General features: G+C 72.0%; 17 protein-coding genes. 11 read left to right on the top strand and 6 right to left on the bottom strand.

Annotated features, from left to right (window positions below; genetic code table 11):
- The first annotated feature begins 185 nt into the window (after positions 1-185).
- The 5 genes from dnaK to AC5WAM_RS19400 all read left to right on the top strand — a co-directional run bounded on the left by dnaK (position 186) and on the right by AC5WAM_RS19400 (position 5261).
- The gene (dnaK, locus tag AC5WAM_RS19420; RefSeq protein ID WP_366794320.1) at positions 186-2054 is read left to right on the top strand and encodes a molecular chaperone DnaK; all 1869 of its coding nucleotides are present in this window, start codon (positions 186-188) and stop codon (positions 2052-2054) included.
- Positions 2054-2800 (top strand): nucleotide exchange factor GrpE, encoded by a 747-nt coding sequence (gene grpE / locus AC5WAM_RS19415; protein ID WP_366794319.1) that lies wholly within the window; start codon positions 2054-2056, stop codon positions 2798-2800. Before dnaK ends, grpE begins: the two co-directional genes overlap by 1 nt.
- A 120-nt stretch (positions 2801-2920) precedes the next feature.
- Positions 2921-4108: a molecular chaperone DnaJ gene (gene dnaJ, locus AC5WAM_RS19410; RefSeq protein WP_495523300.1), complete on the top strand. Its 1188-nt coding sequence runs from the start codon at positions 2921-2923 to the stop codon at positions 4106-4108.
- A 4-nt stretch (positions 4109-4112) separates the two neighbouring features.
- Complete coding sequence (locus AC5WAM_RS19405) at positions 4113-4568, top strand: heat shock protein transcriptional repressor HspR (RefSeq protein ID WP_030682652.1); 456 nt, start codon at positions 4113-4115, stop codon at positions 4566-4568.
- Positions 4569-4754: 186 nt separating this feature from the next.
- Positions 4755-5261: a hypothetical protein gene (locus AC5WAM_RS19400; protein WP_138960939.1), complete on the top strand. Its 507-nt coding sequence runs from the start codon at positions 4755-4757 to the stop codon at positions 5259-5261.
- Between the two features lie 216 nt (positions 5262-5477).
- Here AC5WAM_RS19400 and AC5WAM_RS19395 read toward each other — a convergent pair whose 3' ends face one another.
- A complete protein-coding gene (locus tag AC5WAM_RS19395; protein ID WP_495523299.1) occupies positions 5478-6530 on the bottom strand; it encodes a helix-turn-helix transcriptional regulator in 1053 nt (350 codons plus the stop codon).
- 14 nt (positions 6531-6544) lie between these two features.
- Positions 6545-7576 (bottom strand): helix-turn-helix transcriptional regulator, encoded by a 1032-nt coding sequence (locus tag AC5WAM_RS19390; protein WP_495523298.1) that lies wholly within the window; start codon positions 7574-7576, stop codon positions 6545-6547.
- 625 nt (positions 7577-8201) lie between these two features.
- Between AC5WAM_RS19390 and AC5WAM_RS19385 the strand changes: the two genes are divergently transcribed.
- Both AC5WAM_RS19385 and AC5WAM_RS19380 read left to right on the top strand, forming a co-directional pair.
- Entirely contained in the window at positions 8202-8768 is a 567-nt protein-coding gene (locus tag AC5WAM_RS19385; protein ID WP_366794315.1) for an MmyB family transcriptional regulator, read from the top strand.
- Between the two features lie 38 nt (positions 8769-8806).
- Positions 8807-9226 (top strand): hypothetical protein, encoded by a 420-nt coding sequence (locus AC5WAM_RS19380; protein WP_366794314.1) that lies wholly within the window; start codon positions 8807-8809, stop codon positions 9224-9226.
- An 8-nt stretch (positions 9227-9234) separates the two neighbouring features.
- Here AC5WAM_RS19380 and AC5WAM_RS19375 read toward each other — a convergent pair whose 3' ends face one another.
- From AC5WAM_RS19375 to AC5WAM_RS19365, 3 genes are read right to left on the bottom strand one after another with little or no spacing between them, the layout of a single operon-like run.
- Positions 9235-10212, bottom strand: a complete 978-nt coding sequence (locus AC5WAM_RS19375; protein ID WP_495523297.1) for a helix-turn-helix transcriptional regulator — start codon at positions 10210-10212, stop codon at positions 9235-9237.
- A 60-nt stretch (positions 10213-10272) separates the two neighbouring features.
- Positions 10273-11256 carry a helix-turn-helix transcriptional regulator gene (locus AC5WAM_RS19370; RefSeq protein WP_366794312.1) on the bottom strand — a complete coding sequence of 328 codons (984 nt, stop codon included), beginning with the start codon at positions 11254-11256 and terminating at the stop codon, positions 10273-10275.
- A complete protein-coding gene (locus AC5WAM_RS19365) occupies positions 11253-12242 on the bottom strand; it encodes a helix-turn-helix transcriptional regulator (protein ID WP_366794311.1) in 990 nt (329 codons plus the stop codon). Before AC5WAM_RS19365 ends, AC5WAM_RS19370 begins: the two co-directional genes overlap by 4 nt.
- 131 nt (positions 12243-12373) lie before the next feature.
- On the opposite strand from AC5WAM_RS19365, the gene AC5WAM_RS19360 reads away from it, so the two are divergent.
- Both AC5WAM_RS19360 and AC5WAM_RS19355 read left to right on the top strand, forming a co-directional pair.
- A complete protein-coding gene (locus AC5WAM_RS19360) occupies positions 12374-12535 on the top strand; it encodes a hypothetical protein (RefSeq protein ID WP_170316475.1) in 162 nt (53 codons plus the stop codon).
- The gene (locus AC5WAM_RS19355; protein WP_366794310.1) at positions 12532-12888 is read left to right on the top strand and encodes a hypothetical protein; all 357 of its coding nucleotides are present in this window, start codon (positions 12532-12534) and stop codon (positions 12886-12888) included. The genes AC5WAM_RS19360 and AC5WAM_RS19355 overlap by 4 nt, the downstream gene beginning before the upstream one ends.
- Before the next feature lie 116 nt (positions 12889-13004).
- Here the strand turns inward: AC5WAM_RS19355 and AC5WAM_RS19350 are convergent, their stop codons facing one another.
- Complete coding sequence (locus AC5WAM_RS19350) at positions 13005-13445, bottom strand: pyridoxamine 5'-phosphate oxidase family protein (RefSeq protein WP_495523296.1); 441 nt, start codon at positions 13443-13445, stop codon at positions 13005-13007.
- Positions 13446-13654: 209 nt separating this feature from the next.
- Between AC5WAM_RS19350 and clpB the strand changes: the two genes are divergently transcribed.
- Positions 13655-16279: an ATP-dependent chaperone ClpB gene (gene clpB, locus AC5WAM_RS19345; protein WP_495523295.1), complete on the top strand. Its 2625-nt coding sequence runs from the start codon at positions 13655-13657 to the stop codon at positions 16277-16279.
- A gap of 110 nt (positions 16280-16389) precedes the next feature.
- Positions 16390-16929, top strand: coding sequence for a type III secretion system chaperone family protein (locus AC5WAM_RS19340; protein ID WP_366794307.1), 540 nt, complete (start codon positions 16390-16392; stop codon positions 16927-16929).
- Positions 16930-16946: the final 17 nt, after the last annotated feature.

The following is a 16946-nucleotide window of genomic DNA, read 5'->3' as shown; positions in this document are numbered from 1 at the left end:
GCTCGCCCCCTGCCCGTCCCCGCTCAACTGTTCCGGGCCGGGGGTCGTCTCTCTCCATGACTCCCGGGTTGCGCGTAAGGGTGGGATAAGAGTTGAGTCTCCCTGACTCAGCTCTGTTGACTCGGGGCGACCTGTGGGGCATCCTTGAGTCAGTTCCACTCAAGTAGGCATCTGGAGGCATCGAAATGGCACGTGCGGTCGGCATCGACCTGGGCACGACTAACTCCGTCGTCAGCGTTCTCGAAGGCGGCGAGCCCACCGTCATCACCAACGCCGAAGGCGCCAGGACCACGCCGTCCGTCGTCGCCTTCGCCAAGAACGGTGAGGTCCTGGTGGGCGAGGTCGCCAAGCGCCAGGCGGTCACCAACGTCGACAGGACCATCCGCTCCGTGAAGCGCCACATGGGCACGGACTGGAAGGTCGACATCGATGACAAGAACTTCAACCCGCAGCAGATCAGCGCCTTCATCCTGCAGAAGCTGAAGCGCGACGCCGAGGCGTACCTGGGCGAGAAGGTCACGGACGCGGTCATCACCGTGCCCGCGTACTTCAACGACTCCGAGCGCCAGGCCACCAAGGAGGCCGGCGAGATCGCGGGTCTGAACGTCCTGCGTATTGTCAACGAGCCGACTGCCGCCGCCCTGGCCTACGGCCTCGACAAGGACGACCAGACCATTCTCGTCTTCGACCTCGGTGGCGGCACCTTCGACGTCTCGCTGCTCGAGATCGGCGACGGCGTCGTCGAGGTGAAGGCCACCAACGGCGACAACCACCTCGGTGGTGACGACTGGGACCAGCGCGTCGTCGACTACCTGGTCAAGCAGTTCGCCAACGGCCACGGCGTCGACCTGTCCAAGGACAAGATGGCGCTCCAGCGCCTGCGCGAGGCCGCCGAGAAGGCGAAGATCGAGCTCTCGTCCTCGACCGAGACGACGATCAACCTGCCGTACATCACGGCCTCCGCCGAGGGCCCGCTGCACCTGGACGAGAAGCTCACGCGAGCCCAGTTCCAGCAGCTGACCAGCGACCTCCTGGAGCGCTGCAAGACCCCGTTCCACAACGTGATCAAGGACGCGGGCATCGCCCTCTCCGAGATCGACCACGTGGTCCTCGTCGGCGGCTCCACCCGCATGCCCGCCGTCGCCGAGCTCGTCAAGGAGCTCACCGGCGGCAACGAGGCCAACAAGGGCGTGAACCCGGACGAGGTCGTCGCCATCGGCGCCGCCCTCCAGGCCGGTGTCCTCAAGGGCGAGGTCAAGGACGTCCTGCTCCTCGACGTGACCCCGCTGTCGCTTGGCATCGAGACCAAGGGCGGCATCATGACCAAGCTGATCGAGCGGAACACCACGATTCCGACGAAGCGCTCCGAGATCTTCACGACGGCCGAGGACAACCAGCCGTCCGTGCAGATCCAGGTCTACCAGGGCGAGCGCGAGATCGCGGCGTACAACAAGAAGCTCGGCATGTTCGAGCTGACCGGTCTGCCCCCGGCCCCGCGCGGCGTCCCGCAGATCGAGGTCTCCTTCGACATCGACGCCAACGGCATCATGCACGTGACCGCGAAGGACCTCGGCACGGGCAAGGAGCAGAAGATGACCGTCACCGGTGGCTCCTCGCTGCCGAAGGACGAGGTCAACCGCATGCGCGAAGAGGCCGAGAAGTACGCGGACGAGGACCACGCCCGCCGCGAGGCCGCCGAGTCGCGCAACCAGGGCGAGCAGCTCGTCTACCAGACGGAGAAGTTCCTCAAGGACAACGAGGACAAGGTCCCCGGTGACGTCAAGACCGAGGTCGAGACGGCCGTCGCCGAGCTGAAGGAGAAGCTCAAGGGCGAGGACACCGCGGAGATCCGCACCGCCACGGAGAAGGTCGCCGCCGTCTCCCAGAAGCTGGGCCAGGCCATGTACGCCGACGCCCAGGCCGCGGGCGCGGCCGGTGCCGAAGGCGCCGCCCCGGGCGCCGACGCGCCGAACATGTCGAAGGAAGACGACGTCGTGGACGCCGAGATCGTCGACGACGAGAAGCCCGGTGACGCGAAGGGCGGCGCTGCCTGATGACGGAGGAGACCCCGGGCTTCGGCGACGCCGACCGGCCCGACGTCCCCTCCGGCGCCACCCCTGACGAAGCGGCGCCGCAGGCCGCCGAGCCCTCCACCGAGGAGGGCCCGGCGGCCCCGGCCGGGGACGCAATGCGAGAAGCAGGACTGACGGCCCAGCTGGACCAGGCCCGCTCGGCGCTCGGCGAGCGCACCGCGGACCTCCAGCGGCTCCAGGCCGAGTACCAGAACTACCGCCGCCGCGTGGAGCGGGACAAGGTGACGGTGAAGGAGATCGCCTCGGCGAACCTCCTCTCCGAGCTCCTCCCGACCCTCGACGACGTCGGCCGCGCGCGGGACCACGGCGAGCTGGTCGGCGGCTTCAAGTCGGTGGCCGAATCGCTTGAGACCGTCGTCGCCAAGATGGGCCTCCAGCAGTTCGGCAAGGAGGGCGAGCCCTTCGACCCGACGATCCACGAAGCCCTGATGCACAGCTACGCACCGGACGTCACGGAGACGACGTGCGTCGCGATCCTCCAGCCGGGGTATCGCATCGGCGAGCGCGTCATCCGTCCCGCCCGCGTGGCGGTGGCCGAGCCGCAGCCCGGCGCGCAGACGGTGAAGCCGGACGCGGCCGAGGGCGCCGACGGCGAGGGCGAGACGCCGGACGCCGCGGACAAGGCCGAGGCCAAGGACGCGGGCCGGCCCGCCGACCAGGCCGACCAGGCCGAGAGCAAGGAGAACGGTGGCCCGGACAAGGGCTGACGTTGACACGGACGGCGACGTCGGCCGCGGCCGGGCCCCCGGCGACCATGATGGTCGCGGACCCGGCGTCGCGGTCGGCGTCGGCGTCGACCTGACGACGAGGAAGGAGGGACGTCGGGGATGAGCACCAAGGACTTCATCGAGAAGGACTTCTACAAGGTCCTCGGCGTCCCCAAGGACGCCACCGAAGCCGAGATCAAGAAGGCGTACCGGAAGCTCGCCCGCGAGAACCACCCGGACGCCAACAAGGGCAACGCGAAGGCCGAGGAGCGCTTCAAGGAGATCTCCGAGGCGAACGACGTCCTCGGCGACCCGAAGAAGCGCAAGGAGTACGACGAGGCCCGCGCGCTCTTCGGCAACGGCGGATTCAGGCCAGGCCCCGGAGCGGGCGGCGGCACGTTCAACTTCGACCTGGGCGACCTCTTCGGAGGCGGCGCCCCGGGCGGCGGTGGAGCGGGCGCCGGCGGCTTCGGCGGCGGCCTAGGTGACGTCTTCGGGGGCCTGTTCAACCGCGGCGGCGCGGGCACGGGGACGCGTACGCAGCCGCGCCGCGGCCAGGACATCGAGTCCGAGGTCACGCTGAGCTTCACGGAGGCGGTGGAGGGCGCGACGGTTCCGCTGCGCATGTCCTCCCAGGCCGCCTGCAAGGCGTGCTCGGGCACCGGCGACAAGAACGGCACGCCGCGCGTGTGCCCCACCTGCGTGGGCACGGGCCAGGTCTCCCGGGGCGGCGGTGGCGGGTTCTCCCTCACCGACCCCTGCGTGGACTGCAAGGGCCGCGGCCTGATCGCCGAGACGCCCTGCGAGGTGTGCCACGGCAGCGGCCGCGCGAAGTCCTCGCGGACGATGCAGGTGCGCATCCCGGCGGGCGTCAGCGACGGCCAGCGCATCCGGCTGCGCGGCAAGGGCGCGCCCGGTGAGCGCGGCGGCCCCGCGGGCGATCTGTACGTGGTCGTCCATGTGGACGCCCACCCGGTCTTCGGTCGCAGGGGCGAGAACCTCACGGTGACGGTCCCGGTGACCCTCGCCGAGGCCGCGCTCGGCGGCGAGGTCCGGGTGCCCACGCTCGGCGGCGTGCCGGTCACCCTGAAGCTGCCCCCGGGCACGCCGAACGGGCGCACGATGCGGGTGCGCGGCAAGGGCCCCGCCCGCAAGGACGGCACGCCCGGCGACCTGCTCGTCACGGTGGAGGTGGCCGTCCCGACGACGCTGTCCCCCGCGGCGAAGGAAGCCCTGGAGGCGTACCGCGAGGCGACTGCGGATCTGGATCCGCGGGCAGAACTGTTCAAGGCCGCGAAGGGAGCGTGACCTCATGGAGCGGGACGGCCGCCGACGCAACCCGTATCAGCTGACGGACGAGACCCCGGTGTACGTCATCTCGGTGGCGGCCCAGCTCTCCGGTCTCCACCCCCAGACCCTGCGGCAGTACGACCGCCTGGGCCTGGTCTCGCCCGACCGCACCGCCGGCCGGGGCCGGCGGTACTCCGCCCGGGACATCGAGCTGCTCCGCACCGTCCAGCAGCTCTCCCAGGAGGAGGGCATCAACCTCGCGGGCATCAAGCGCATCATCGAGCTGGAGAACCAGGTCGCCGCGCTCCAGTCCCGGGTCGCCGAGCTGTCGGCGGCCGTCGAGGGCGCGGCCGCCGCGATGCAGCAGCGCGAGGCCCAGGTCCACGCCTCCTACCGCCGCGACCTGGTGCCCTACCAGGACGTGCAGCAGGCGAGCGCGCTCGTGGTGTGGCGGCCGAAGAGGTCGCCGGAGCAGTAGCCCGCAGCGGTCCGGCACGACGACGAAAGGCCGGGCGCCCGCACGCGAACCACTCGTGTGCGGGCGCCCGGCCTTCGCCGTACCGAGGCGGTCCGGCGAGCAGCCGTAGGGGAACGATGGGCGGCGCGCCGCACTCCTATAGTTGGCAGGCTGTCGTGTTTCTTCCGCGGGAAAGCTGGATTCTCCATGGCCATGGTCGGGCTGTTCTGGATCGCCGAGGGTGATGTGTACGTGGGCTCGAAGCCGTCCGGGCTCGCTCCCGGGGTCCGGCTGACACCCGAGGGGGTGGCCGGTCTCGGCCACCAGCAGTCGGGCCTGTGGCTCTGGGACGACGTACGGGCGCTGAGCATCGAGGACGTTCCGGTGAAGTCGCTGAAGCGGCAGGTCGGGATGGTGGTGGACATGGCGCTCACGGTCGGGCTCGGCGGCGGTGACGACGCGCCCTCGATGACCGTGTGCGTGGAGACCGCCGACCAGGAGGTCGAGCTGACCGCGTACGTGGCGGCGGCGTACGGCTACTCCCAGAAGGAGTACGACCTGTCCCGCGCCCTGCTCGCCCGGCTCACGGAGGGCGCCGCCACGCTGCTGACCACGCTCTCGGCGATGGCCGAGTGGGGGCGCTCGCACGAGGGCGGCACGCCGCGCCGCGAGCTGCGCGAGCGCCTGCTGCGGGAGTGGGCGGACCAGGCGTAGGCGCCCGCTCCGCGGGGCGCGTGGCTGCCCCGGCCCGCCACGGAACGAGGCGGGCCGGAGAGCCTCAGGGAAGCGCGACCCCGCGGGGGGAGACCACAACAGAGCCGCTGCGGGAATCACCATGCAGTGCCGCGCCCACGCTCCGCTACCGTCAACTTGTTGCGGTGCAAGGGGCGGGGGCGGGGGCAAGTAGCCGCAATTGCGGACGTTCGTGGTTCAGCGGGTGCGGCCGGGGCCGTGGGGGCCGCACGGGCTGCCCGGGCCGATCAGGCCCGACTGGCCGATGCGGTAGCCGAGTTGGGTGCGGCCCGTGCTGCCGAGGACCTGGGCCAGCTTGGCGATGTGGACGCGTACGGTCCGGACGTTCATGCCGAGGCGTTCGGCGATGCCCGCGTCGGTGAGGCCCTCCGTGAGCAGTTCGGCGATGGCGCGCTGGCGGGGCGTGACGCCGCCCCGGGCGCGCTGCGGCGCGGGGTGCGGGAACAGGGGCGTCGCCAGGCGCCACAGCCGGTCGAAGAGCGCGGCCAGATAGCCGGCCAGGGCGGGCACGCGGACCTCCAGGGCCAGGGCGCGGTCCCGGTCGGCGGGGACGAAGGCCACCGCGCGGTCGAAGACGACGAGCTGGGCCGTGACCTCGCTCAGCGTGCGGACCTCCACGTCGCCCTCCAGACCCTCGAAGCGGGCGAGCACGGGGAAGGCGTGCCGGGCCGTGTGCTGGTGCAGGGTGCGCAGCCGGCAGCCGCGGGACAGCAGGGGCTGTTCGCGCGGCGGCGCCGGACCCAGGTCCCAGACGCGGTGGAACCCGCCGGGCTGCACGGTCAGGACCTCCTCGGCGCAGGCGTCCGCGGCCCGGCAGACGGCCTCGGAGATCCGGGGCAGGCCTCTGAGCAGGGTGAGCGCGGGCGGCCCGGGCGGGCGGCCGCCGCCCGGCGCGGGGGGCGCGGCCGCGCGCTCCGCCGCCCGGCGCGCGAGGGCGAGCAACGGCTCGACGGCGGCGGTCAGTTCGGCCTCGCGGCGCCGTTCGTGCGCCACGTCCTCCTCGACGCCGCGCAGCAGCCGCAGCAGGGCGCGCGAGGGGGCGCTGGGCAGCAGCCACGCCATGTCGTCGAGGTCGGGGTGCAGGAGGCCGAAGTCGACGAGGCAGGGCGCGCCTGCCGCGTCCCGCGCGGGGACGCGGCGCTCGCGCAGGGCCCGGGCGTAGAGCGCGGCTCCCGCGGCGCACCACGCGTCGGCCCCGTGCGGGCGGTGGCGCTCGTCCCCCGATGGCATGCCGGTCCGCCCTCTCACCGGTCGGGTGAGAAACGCCGTGAGGAATGGCGTTCGAGTATTCCGGACTGGCTTATGAGAAAGCCGAGTTGCGTACGGCTCGTACTGCCGAGCACCTGCGCCACCTTGGCGATGTGGACGCGTACGGTCCGGACGTTCAGATCCGTGCGCGAGGCGATTTCCGTGTCGGTGAGGCCTTCGGTGAGAAGGCGCGCGATCTCCAGCTGCACCGGCGAGATCGCCTTGTCGGGCAGGGGCGGGGCGTCTTCCCGGTACAGGGGTCTCGCGAGCCGCCAGAGAATGTCGAAGGCGCTCGCGACGTACGCGATGAGTGCGGGCGAGCGCACTTCGAAGGAGATCTCGCCGGCGGTGTCCACCGGAATGAACGCGACGCGCCGGTCGAAGAGGATGAGGCAGGGCGGGAGTTCGTCCAGCGTGCGGGCCTCGCCGTCGACGGCGGGCCCCAGCGGATGCGTCCGGGGCGGCGGGGCGCCGCCCCGCGGCGGCCGGGCGAGGGTGCGCAGCTGCCCGCCGCGCGCGACGAACTCGGCCATGCGCCACGGCTCGTCGTGGGGCAGCAGGCGCGGTCGCGGGCCGCTCGGCTGGACCGCGAGCAGTTCCTCGCGGGCGTCGGCGAGAGCCTGCCGCACGGCCGTCCTGATCCGCGGTACGCCCTGGAGGACGGTGAGGTGCGCCGCCGCCGAGTCCGGGTCGGGGGCCGGCTCCGCCAGGATGAGCGGCTCGAAGGCGGCCGCGAGCCGGGCGGCCCGGCCGCGGTGGCGTGCCACGCGCCGCTCGATGTCCGCCAGGAGCCGGGGCAGGGCCACGACGGGCGCGGCGGGCAGCAGCCACGCCGGGTCGCCCGCCGGGTCCGCGCGCAGCAGGCCGAAGGGGCGCAGACACTCGGCGTGGGCCGCGTCGGCGGGGACGCGGCCGTCGTGCAGGGCCCGGGTGTACAGGGCCCGCGCCTGCTCGCAGAGGACGTCGGGGCCGTGCGGCGGGTGGGCCGGAAGGCCCGCGTCCGTCTCGCGCATCGCTCCGTCCGGCACGGCGCTCCCTTGCTCCTCCCGCCGGTGCGGCACGTAAGTGACCATCGTGGCCAACGCGGCAACTGCCTTCAATGGTGGGGCTATTCCTAGCATTCCACACCCAATTATTCAGACTTCAACGTATGCCCCGGCAGGTCGGCGGCAGGCCGGTGGCGGGTCGGCGGCAGGCCTGTGGCGGCCCTGCGGCAGGTCCGCGGCGGGGCGTCCCCCGGGCCGTCCATCCGTCTCGCGTGCCACCGCGCGGCACGAAGACCACCGGCGCCGGGGACCGGGTGCGGCGGCGCGCCGGACGCGCGGGCGGCTCCATTGGTCGGTGCCGCCCTTGGGCTTATGGTGCAGAGAACGCGCCCGCGGACCCGTGTGCCCGCGCGCGCGGAGAAGGGGGGCAGGAGTGGAGGAGACCGGGCTGCGGGGAATACTCCGGATACTGCGCGCCCGCATCAGGCCCGAGGAAGTCGGGCTGAATGCCAAACCGCCGCGCAGGCCCGGCCCGCGCGTCACCGGCCTCTCCCAGCCCGATATGGACATTCTCATGAATCGGTCGGTGGGCACGTACCACCGATTCGAGAGCGGCCGGTATTCTCCGCGCGACGACTATCTGCGCCAAGTGGGCCACATTCTCCGTATGTCCGAGGACGAGTTCACCCAGGTGTATCTGCTCGCGCTCGGCAGGCAGCCGCCGCACCCGCTCTCCCCCGACGTCGGCAGCGCCGTGCCGTCGGCCGCCGCCTGGCAGCGCGCGGTCGCGGGCCAGCGCGAGATGGCGTACGTGGTGAACGCCCAGTGGGACCTCGTCGCGTACAACGACCGGTTCGCGGAGCTGTTCCCGAAGGGGGCGGTGCCCGCGAACGCGCTGCGCTGGGTCGCGTTGACCCCGCAGGCCCGCGAGGGCGTCCTCCTGCAGTGGGCGACGCGGTGGGCGCCGTCCGTGCTCAACCAGCTGCGCTTCGCCCGCATCCAGCACCCCGGCAACCGCGCGCTCGCGCAGCTGCACCACGACGTCCTCGGCGACGGCGTCGCCGGGCCCATCTACCGCCGCGGCACCGACCTGTCCGTGCGCTGCGAGGAGGAGGCGCTGCCGCTGCGGCACCCCACGCGGGGGCCCGGTACCGTCACGGTGCTCCTGTCGGAGCCCGTGAGCTCGCGGGGAGCGCGCCACGCGGTCCTGCTCTTCGAGGCTGACCGGACCTGAACGCCCTGAACGGCCCTGAACGGTGAGGTGATGGCGACATGGAGGCAGCCGGGGTACGCACGCCCGCCGAGCCCTCGGGCCGGGACGCGACGCCGGGGCGCGGTGCCGCGTCCCGCACGCCCGACCGCCACGCGGCCGCCGTGCACGTGATCGCCGACGACCTCAACGGCCGGGGCTACCCGGTGACCTGGGTCGTCGACCGGCAGCTGCTCGCCGGTGACTTCCCGCTCCAGGTGGTGGCGAAGGTCTCCGTGGTGCGGGTCCTGAACATCGCCCTGGACGCCCGGGGCGAGGGCGCCGCGCCCGCCGTGCTGTGGCGGGTGAGCATGGGTCGCCCCTCGTCGGTGCGGTGGGAGCAGTCGGCGGTGCTCGACCTGGGCGCCGACGGCCTGGACGGGGAGCGCGTGGTGCGCGAGGCCCTGCGCGCGGTCGGCCTGCCGCTCCAGCGGGCCATCTAGGGCCCGGCTCAGGCCCGGCCCTCGCCGAGGATGCCCGACTGCCCGATGAGATAGCCGAGCTGGGCCCGGCTCTGGCTGTGCAGGACGGCCGACAGCTTGGCGATGTGCACCCGGGCCGTCCGTACGTTCATCCCGAGCCGGGCGGCGATCTCGGTGTCGGTGAGGCCCTCGGTGAGCAGCTCGGCGATGGCGAGCTGGCGGGGGGTGATGCCCTGCCGGGGCGGCTCGGGGGCCGCGTCCGGCCACATGGGCGTGGCGAGCTGCCACAGCAGCTTGAAGGTGGTCACCAGGTAGGAGATGACGGCGGGCTGGTGTATCCGCAGGGCCACGTCCCGGCTCTCGCCCGCCGGGATGAAGGCGACGGAGCGGTCGAACACGAGGAGGCGGCCGGGCAGTTCCGTCAGGGTGCGGGCCTCCACGTCGCCGTCGAGCCGCTGGAAGTGGGCGTACACGGGGCAGGCGTGCAGGCCGGTGTGCGGGTAGAGCGAGCGCATCCGGCCACCGCGGGAGAGGATGCCGTCCGCGCGCGGCAGCGCCTGCTCCAGGGTCTCCTGGACCCGCCTGCCGCCGGGCTGGATGGCGAGGGCCTCCCGGCTGGCGCCGGCGGCGGCGTGGTCGATGGCCGCGTTGATGCGGGACAGGCCCTTGAGGACGGTGGCGCCCGGCGAGCGGGCCCCCGTGGACTGCCCCTCCCCGAGCGTCATCAGCGGGGCGAAGACCTCGGCGAGCCGCCGCTGCCGGGCGCGCTCGTCGGTGACGTCGGCGTCGAGGGCGTGCAGGAGCCGGGGGAGCGCGACGGACGGGGCGACGGGAAGAAGCCGGGAGGCGTCGCGGGGGTCGGGGCGGAGCAGTCCGAGGTCGACGACACAGGGGGCCCGGTCGGCGTCGGCGGCGGGGACGCCGCCGTCCTGGAGGGCGCGGACGTACGTGGTCCTGCCCACTCCGCACAGCTCCCCGGCGCCGTGCGGACTGTGATCCCTCGCCACGTCGCTGCCCCTCCTCACGGCTCGCCGGCGGCGGTCCCCGCCGGCTCCCACGCTCAGCAGCTAGTGATTCTGGTTCAGGATTCCTGACTGGCCAATGAGATATCCGAGTTGTGCGCGGCTGTTGCTGCCGAGGATCGCGGCGAGCTTCGCGATGTGTTCGCGTGCGGTACGCACGTTCATGCCGAGCCGCTCGGCTATCTCCGTGTCCGTGAGGCCCTCGATGAGGAGCTCGGCGATGGCCCGCTGGCGGGTCGTGACCCCGTTCTCCGCGGGGAGCTGGGCCGCGTGCGGGTACATGGGGGTCGCGAGGCGCCACAGTCGTTCGAAGGTGGTGATGAGGTAGTCGACGATCGCGGGCTGGCGTATCTCCAGGGCCGCCGTGCGGTCCTTGCTCGCCGGTATGAATGCCACCGCGTGGTCCAGGACGACCATGCGCTCGGTTACTTCGTTGAGCGTGCGCACCTCTACGTCACCGTCTAGCTGTTCGTAGTGTGCCAGGGCGGGCAGGGAGTGGCGGGTGGTGTGCTGGTACAGCGTGCGCATGCGACAGCCGCGGGACAGGAACTCCTGCTCGCGCGGGAGCGCGTCGGCCAGTATCTCGGGGGAGCGGGCCCCGCCGGGCTGGACGGTGCGCAGCTCGTGGGCGGCGTCGGCGGTGGCCCGGGTGATCGCCTCGTTGATCCGGTCGAAGCCGTCGAGGACGGTGATGTCCTGGTGCTCCGCGCCCACGGTCTGGCGGGCGTCGAGCGCCATCAGGGGCTCGAACATCGCCGTCAGGCGCTCCTCGCGGCGGCGCTGCTGGGCGATGCGGTCCTCGATGCCGCGCAGGAGCTGGGGCAGGGCGATGGCGGGTGCGGTGGGGCGCAGCCAGCGCATGTCCTCGACGTCGGGGTGGAGCAGGCCGAAGTCGATGAGGCAGGGGGTGGAGTCGGCGTCCCGCTGGGTGACCCGCCCCTCGCGCAGCGCGCGGGTGTAGAGGGCGGAACCCTCCGCGCACAGCTCGTCGGGGCCGTGCGGGTGGGGGTGCCGGGGTTCGGTGGTCATGCCGACTTGTCCTGCCCGAGGATGCCGGACTGGGCGATCAGATAGCCGAGTTGGGCGCGGCTGCCGCTGCCGAGGGCGGCGGCGATCTTCGCTATGTGGGCACGGCAGGTCCGGACGTTCATCCCGAGGCGGCGGGCGATCGCCTCGTCCACGTGGCCCTCGATGAGCAGCCGGGCGATGGAGCGCTGGACCCCGGTGATCCCGTCGGCGGAGGGCGGGTAGGGGTCCTCGTCGAGCAGGGGCGTCGCCTGCTGCCACTGCTGCTCGAAGACCTTGAAGAGGTATTCGACCAGGGCGGGGTGCCGGACCTCCAGGGCGTCCTGGCGGTCGGCGCGCGCGGGGAGGATGGCGACGCTGCGGTCGAAGATCATCAGTCGGTCGATCACCTCCTCCAGCGTGCGTATCTGCACGTTGCCGTGCGACATGTAGGCCGCGTAGGCGAGGGTGCCCCGGCTGTGCCGGACGGTGTGCTGGTAGAGGGTACGCATCGAGATGCCGCGGTCGAGGATGGTCTGCCCGCGCCGGAGCGCGATATTCAACCTCTCCTCGCTCCGGCCGCCGCCGGGCTGGACCGTCAGGACCTCGTGCCGGCACTCGGCCGTGGCCTGCTCGATCGCTTCGTTGATGCGGGCCTCGCCCTCCAATACCGTGATCGCGTGGCTCGTGGGTTCCACGCGCGTGGGGATGGCCATGAATGGCTCGAAGGTGTCGGTCAGCTCGACCGCGAGCCGCCTCCGGTCCTGGATCTCCCGCTCCAGCGGATGCAGTCGCTGGGCGAGTGCCGTGGCCGGTGGAACGGGTCGCAGCCAATCCGCGTCATCCGGGTCGGGATGGACGAGTGCGGACTCCAGAAGGCACGGTGCGTTCTCAGCCTCGGCCCGCGCGAGCCGCCCGTTGCTCAGCGCGGAGGCGTACAACCTCGCTCCTTCGCCACACAGTGGGCTCTCGGGGTGAGGATGTGTCGGTTTAGCGTCAGTTGTGAGCAATTCTCCACCCCCCAGGGTCCTGAACGTGCAGGAACATGATGCATCCACCCTGTGGCTTTGACGTGCTCGATTGAGACATCGTCTTGTTGTGCCGGGGGAGAGGAACCTACCAAGTGAGGACGAAGCCGACCATGTTCAAGCGCATGCTTCGCGCGGTCCTGGTGACCGCTCTCTCCGCAGGGATTGGCCTGGGTGCGGTGAGTGCCATGGATCTCGCCTGGAGCCACCCAGCGAAGAGCACAGCCGCGCCGTCTGACCTTGCCTGGATCACGCCGGCGGGTGACAAGGCATGAGTACCCCTCCCGATGACCGCACCTTCCGCCGGGAAATGGCCACGGCCTACCGGTCGGGCTGGCACTTCATCGACCTCGCCACCGCGATCCCCCACCCCGGTGACTCGTTGATGGTCACCCTGGTCGGCGAGCCGGTGATCATCGTACGGGACGACGACGAGGACATCCGTGCCTACCGGTGCCTGCGCCGGCCCCGCGGCGCGCCCCAGCCGGTGCGCTGCGCCGTGCGCTACGGCATGGTCTTCGTCAACCTCGATCAGCGCGACCACCAGCTGATCGGGAAGCGGAAGCGGGATGCCGCGCAGCACTCCGCCGCTTCCGACCCCCTCACAGCCACCCCCCGCAGCGCCTGACGCGATTCCCCCGTCGTTGTAAATCGCGCAGGTGCTTCCCCCAGCAGCGGCGCCACCGTGGACCTGAACACGGTGGCGCCGCTGTGGTGTGTGCGGGGTGCGCGCGGCGTGCCGGTTCAGCCGACGGGCCGCGGCGCCGCCGCGGCGGGTTCCTTCACGTTGCCGAGCGCGCGGTCCACCGCGATCTCGATGACCACCCGGGCCGGGTTCTCCCGCGGGTTCCTGCCGTACCGCTCGGCGTACCTGCGCTCCGCGTCCGCCACCCGCGCGGGCTCCGCCGACACCGTCGCCCGGCCTTCGAGCGTGGCCCAGTGGCGGCCCGCGACCTGGCAGACCGCGACCCGCGCGCCCGCCGGGGCGGCGGCGAGGACGTGCGCCACCTTGCGGCTGGTGCCGCTCGCGATCACCCGAGCGATCCGCTCCCCGGGGTCGTAGGTCACGCCGACGGGCACCACGTGCGGGCTGCCGTCGCGGCGCAGCGTCGTCAAGGTGCAGAGGTGACGTTCCCGCCAGAAGCTGAGGTAGGGCGCGGGCAGGGCGCCGAGGTCGATGGCCATGGAGCGGAAGGTAGCCCGGCCGGACTTCCGGCATCTGCCTTGAGTGGAATAGACTCAACTTTGTGTACGTTGGGTGAGTCAGTATGAGGGAGCCCTCGAAGGGCACCCGCACAGCACCCGACAGCACGCGTACGCACCGGTGCGCACCCCGTGCGCACCGCGTACGCACAGGACCGAGAGCCGCAGGCAGCAAGGAGGAGCAGCCCCCAGTGGACGCCGAGCTGACGAACAGGAGCCGGGACGCGATCAACGCGGCGACGAGCCGGGCCGTGTCCGAAGGCCATCCGGATCTGACCCCCGCGCACCTCCTCCTCGCCCTGCTGGAGGGCCAGGACAACGAGAACATCACCGATCTGCTCGCCGCGGTCGACGCCGACCAGGTCGCCGTGCGCGCCGCCGCCGAGCGCGTCCTCGCCGCGCTGCCGAGCGTCACGGGGGCGACGGTGGCCCCGCCGCAGCCCAACCGCGAGCTGCTCGCCGTGATCGCGGACGCCGCCGGGCGCGCGAAGGACCTCGGCGACGACTATCTGTCCACCGAGCACCTGCTCATCGCCCTCGCCGCCAAGGGCGGCGCCGCGGGCGACGTACTGACCGAGAACGGGGCGACCGACGAGAAGCTGCTCGCCGCCTTCTCGGAGAGCCGTGGAGGCCGCCGCGTGACCACCCCCGACCCCGAGGGCCAGTACAAGGCCCTGGAGAAGTTCGGCACGGACTTCACCGCCGCCGCCCGCGAGGGCCGCCTCGACCCCGTGATCGGGCGCGACCAGGAGATCCGGCGGGTCGTCCAGGTGCTGTCCCGGCGCACCAAGAACAACCCCGTGCTCATCGGCGAGCCCGGCGTCGGCAAGACCGCCGTCGTCGAGGGCCTCGCCCAGCGCATCGTCAAGGGCGACGTGCCCGAGTCCCTGAAGGACAAGCGGCTGGTCTCGCTCGACCTCGGCGCGATGGTCGCGGGCGCCAAGTACCGCGGCGAGTTCGAGGAGCGCCTGAAGACCGTGCTCTCCGAGATCAAGGAGAGCGACGGGCAGGTCATCACGTTCATCGACGAGCTGCACACCGTCGTCGGCGCGGGCGCGGGCGGCGACTCCGCCATGGACGCGGGCAACATGCTCAAGCCCATGCTGGCCCGCGGCGAGCTGCGCATGGTCGGCGCCACCACGCTGGACGAGTACCGCGAGCGCATCGAGAAGGACCCGGCCCTGGAGCGGCGCTTCCAGCAGGTGCTCGTCGCCGAGCCCTCCGTCGAGGACTCCATCGCGATCCTGCGCGGGCTCAAGGGGCGCTACGAGGCCCACCACAAGGTGCAGATCGCGGACAGCGCCCTGGTCGCCGCCGCCACGCTCTCCGACCGGTACATCACCTCGCGGTTCCTGCCCGACAAGGCCATCGACCTCGTCGACGAGTCGGCGTCGCGGCTGCGCATGGAGATCGACTCCTCGCCCGTCGAGATCGACGAGCTCCAGCGCGCCGTCGACCGCCTGCGCATGGAGGAGCTGGCCCTCACCAAGGAGACCGACCCGGCCTCCCGGCAGCGCCTGGAGAAGCTGCGCCGCGACCTCGCCGACAAGGAGGAGGAGCTGCGCGGGCTCACCGCCCGCTGGGAGAAGGAGAAGCAGTCCCTCAACCGCGTCGGCGAGCTGAAGGAGAAGCTGGACGAGCTGCGCGGACAGGCCGAGCGGGCCCAGCGCGACGGCGACTTCGACACCGCGAGCAAGCTCCTGTACGGCGAGATCCCCGCCCTGGAGCGGGACCTGGAGGCCGCGTCCGAGGCCGAGGAGGAGGCCGCCAAGGCCGGGACGAAGGCCGACACCATGGTCAAGGAGGAGGTCGGGCCCGACGACATCGCCGACGTCGTGGCGGCCTGGACCGGCATCCCCGCCGGGCGCCTCCTCGAAGGCGAGACGCAGAAGCTCCTTCGCATGGAGGACGAGCTGGGCAGGCGCCTCATCGGGCAGACCGAGGCCGTGCGGGCCGTCTCCGACGCGGTCCGGCGCACCCGGGCCGGGATCGCCGACCCCGACCGCCCCACCGGCTCCTTCCTGTTCCTCGGCCCCACCGGCGTCGGCAAGACCGAGCTGGCCAAGGCGCTCGCGGACTTCCTCTTCGACGACGAGCGGGCCATGGTCCGCATCGACATGAGCGAGTACGGCGAGAAGCACAGCGTGGCCCGCCTTGTCGGCGCCCCTCCCGGCTACGTCGGGTACGAGGAGGGCGGCCAGCTCACCGAGGCCGTGCGGCGCAGGCCGTACTCCGTCGTCCTGCTCGACGAGGTCGAGAAGGCGCACCCGGAGGTCTTCGACGTGCTGCTCCAGGTGCTCGACGACGGGCGGCTCACGGACGGCCAGGGACGGACGGTGGACTTCCGCAACACCATCCTGATCCTCACGTCGAACCTGGGGAGCCAGTTCCTGGTCGAGCCCCTGACCAGCGAGCACGAGAAGAAGGAGCAGGTCCTTGAGGTCGTGCGGGCCTCCTTCAAACCGGAGTTCCTGAACCGCCTCGACGACCTCGTGGTCTTCTCGGCGCTCGACAAGGACGAGCTGGCGCGGATCGCCGAGCTCCAGATCTCCCGGCTCGCCAAGCGGCTTGCCGACCGGAGGCTCACGCTCGACGTCACGCCCGAGGCCCTGGCCTGGCTGGCCGACAAGGGCAACGACCCGGCGTACGGCGCCCGGCCGCTGCGCCGGCTGATCCAGACCGCCATCGGCGACCGGCTCGCGAAGGAGATCCTCGCGGGCGAGGTCAAGGACGGCGACACCGTGCGCGTGGACGTCTTCGGCGACGACCTCATCGTGGGCCCCGCGAGCGCCCCCGCGCCCGGAAAGTCCCTGTAGGGGTCCGGCGGGGCGCCGTAACCGGTCACATCCAGGGGCGGGGGTTGCGGGCCCCCGCCCGCCATGGGAGAGGATGGCTCAATCCGTACGAAGTACGAAGGGAAATAACGGTGAGCATCGACCCGTCCTCGATTCCGAATTTCGGGGGCCAGCCCGAACCGCAGCAGGGCGCAGGACCGGCGGGCCCCGTCGTCCCTGACCAGGACCTCGTCAAGCAGCTCCTGGAGCAGATGGAACTCAAGTACGTCGTCGACGACGAGGGTGACCTCGCGGCGCCGTGGGAGGAGTTCCGTACGTACTTCATGTTCCGCGGCGAGGACGACCAGCAGGTCTTCTCGGTCAGGACCTTCTACGACAGGCCGCACGCCATCGAGGAGAAGCCGCAGATCCTGGAGTCCATCGACGACTGGAACCGCCGCACGCTCTGGCCCAAGGTCTACACGCACACGCACGACGACGGCACCGTCCGCCTCATCGGCGAGGCCCAGATGCTGATCGGCACGGGTGTCTCCCTGGAGCACTTCGTGTCGTCGACGGTCAGCTGGGTGCGGGCCGCGATCGAGTTCGACCGCTGGCTCGTGGAGCAGCTGGGCCTGGAGAAGGACGCCGACGCGGCGGACGACGCCGAGCCCGGTGACGAGCAGGCCTGACGGCCGCGGTCCCCGTA

The sequence above is a fragment of the Streptomyces sp. JLYT201 genome (assembly GCF_059448825.1).
This window is presented reverse-complemented; position numbering and strand designations above follow the sequence as displayed.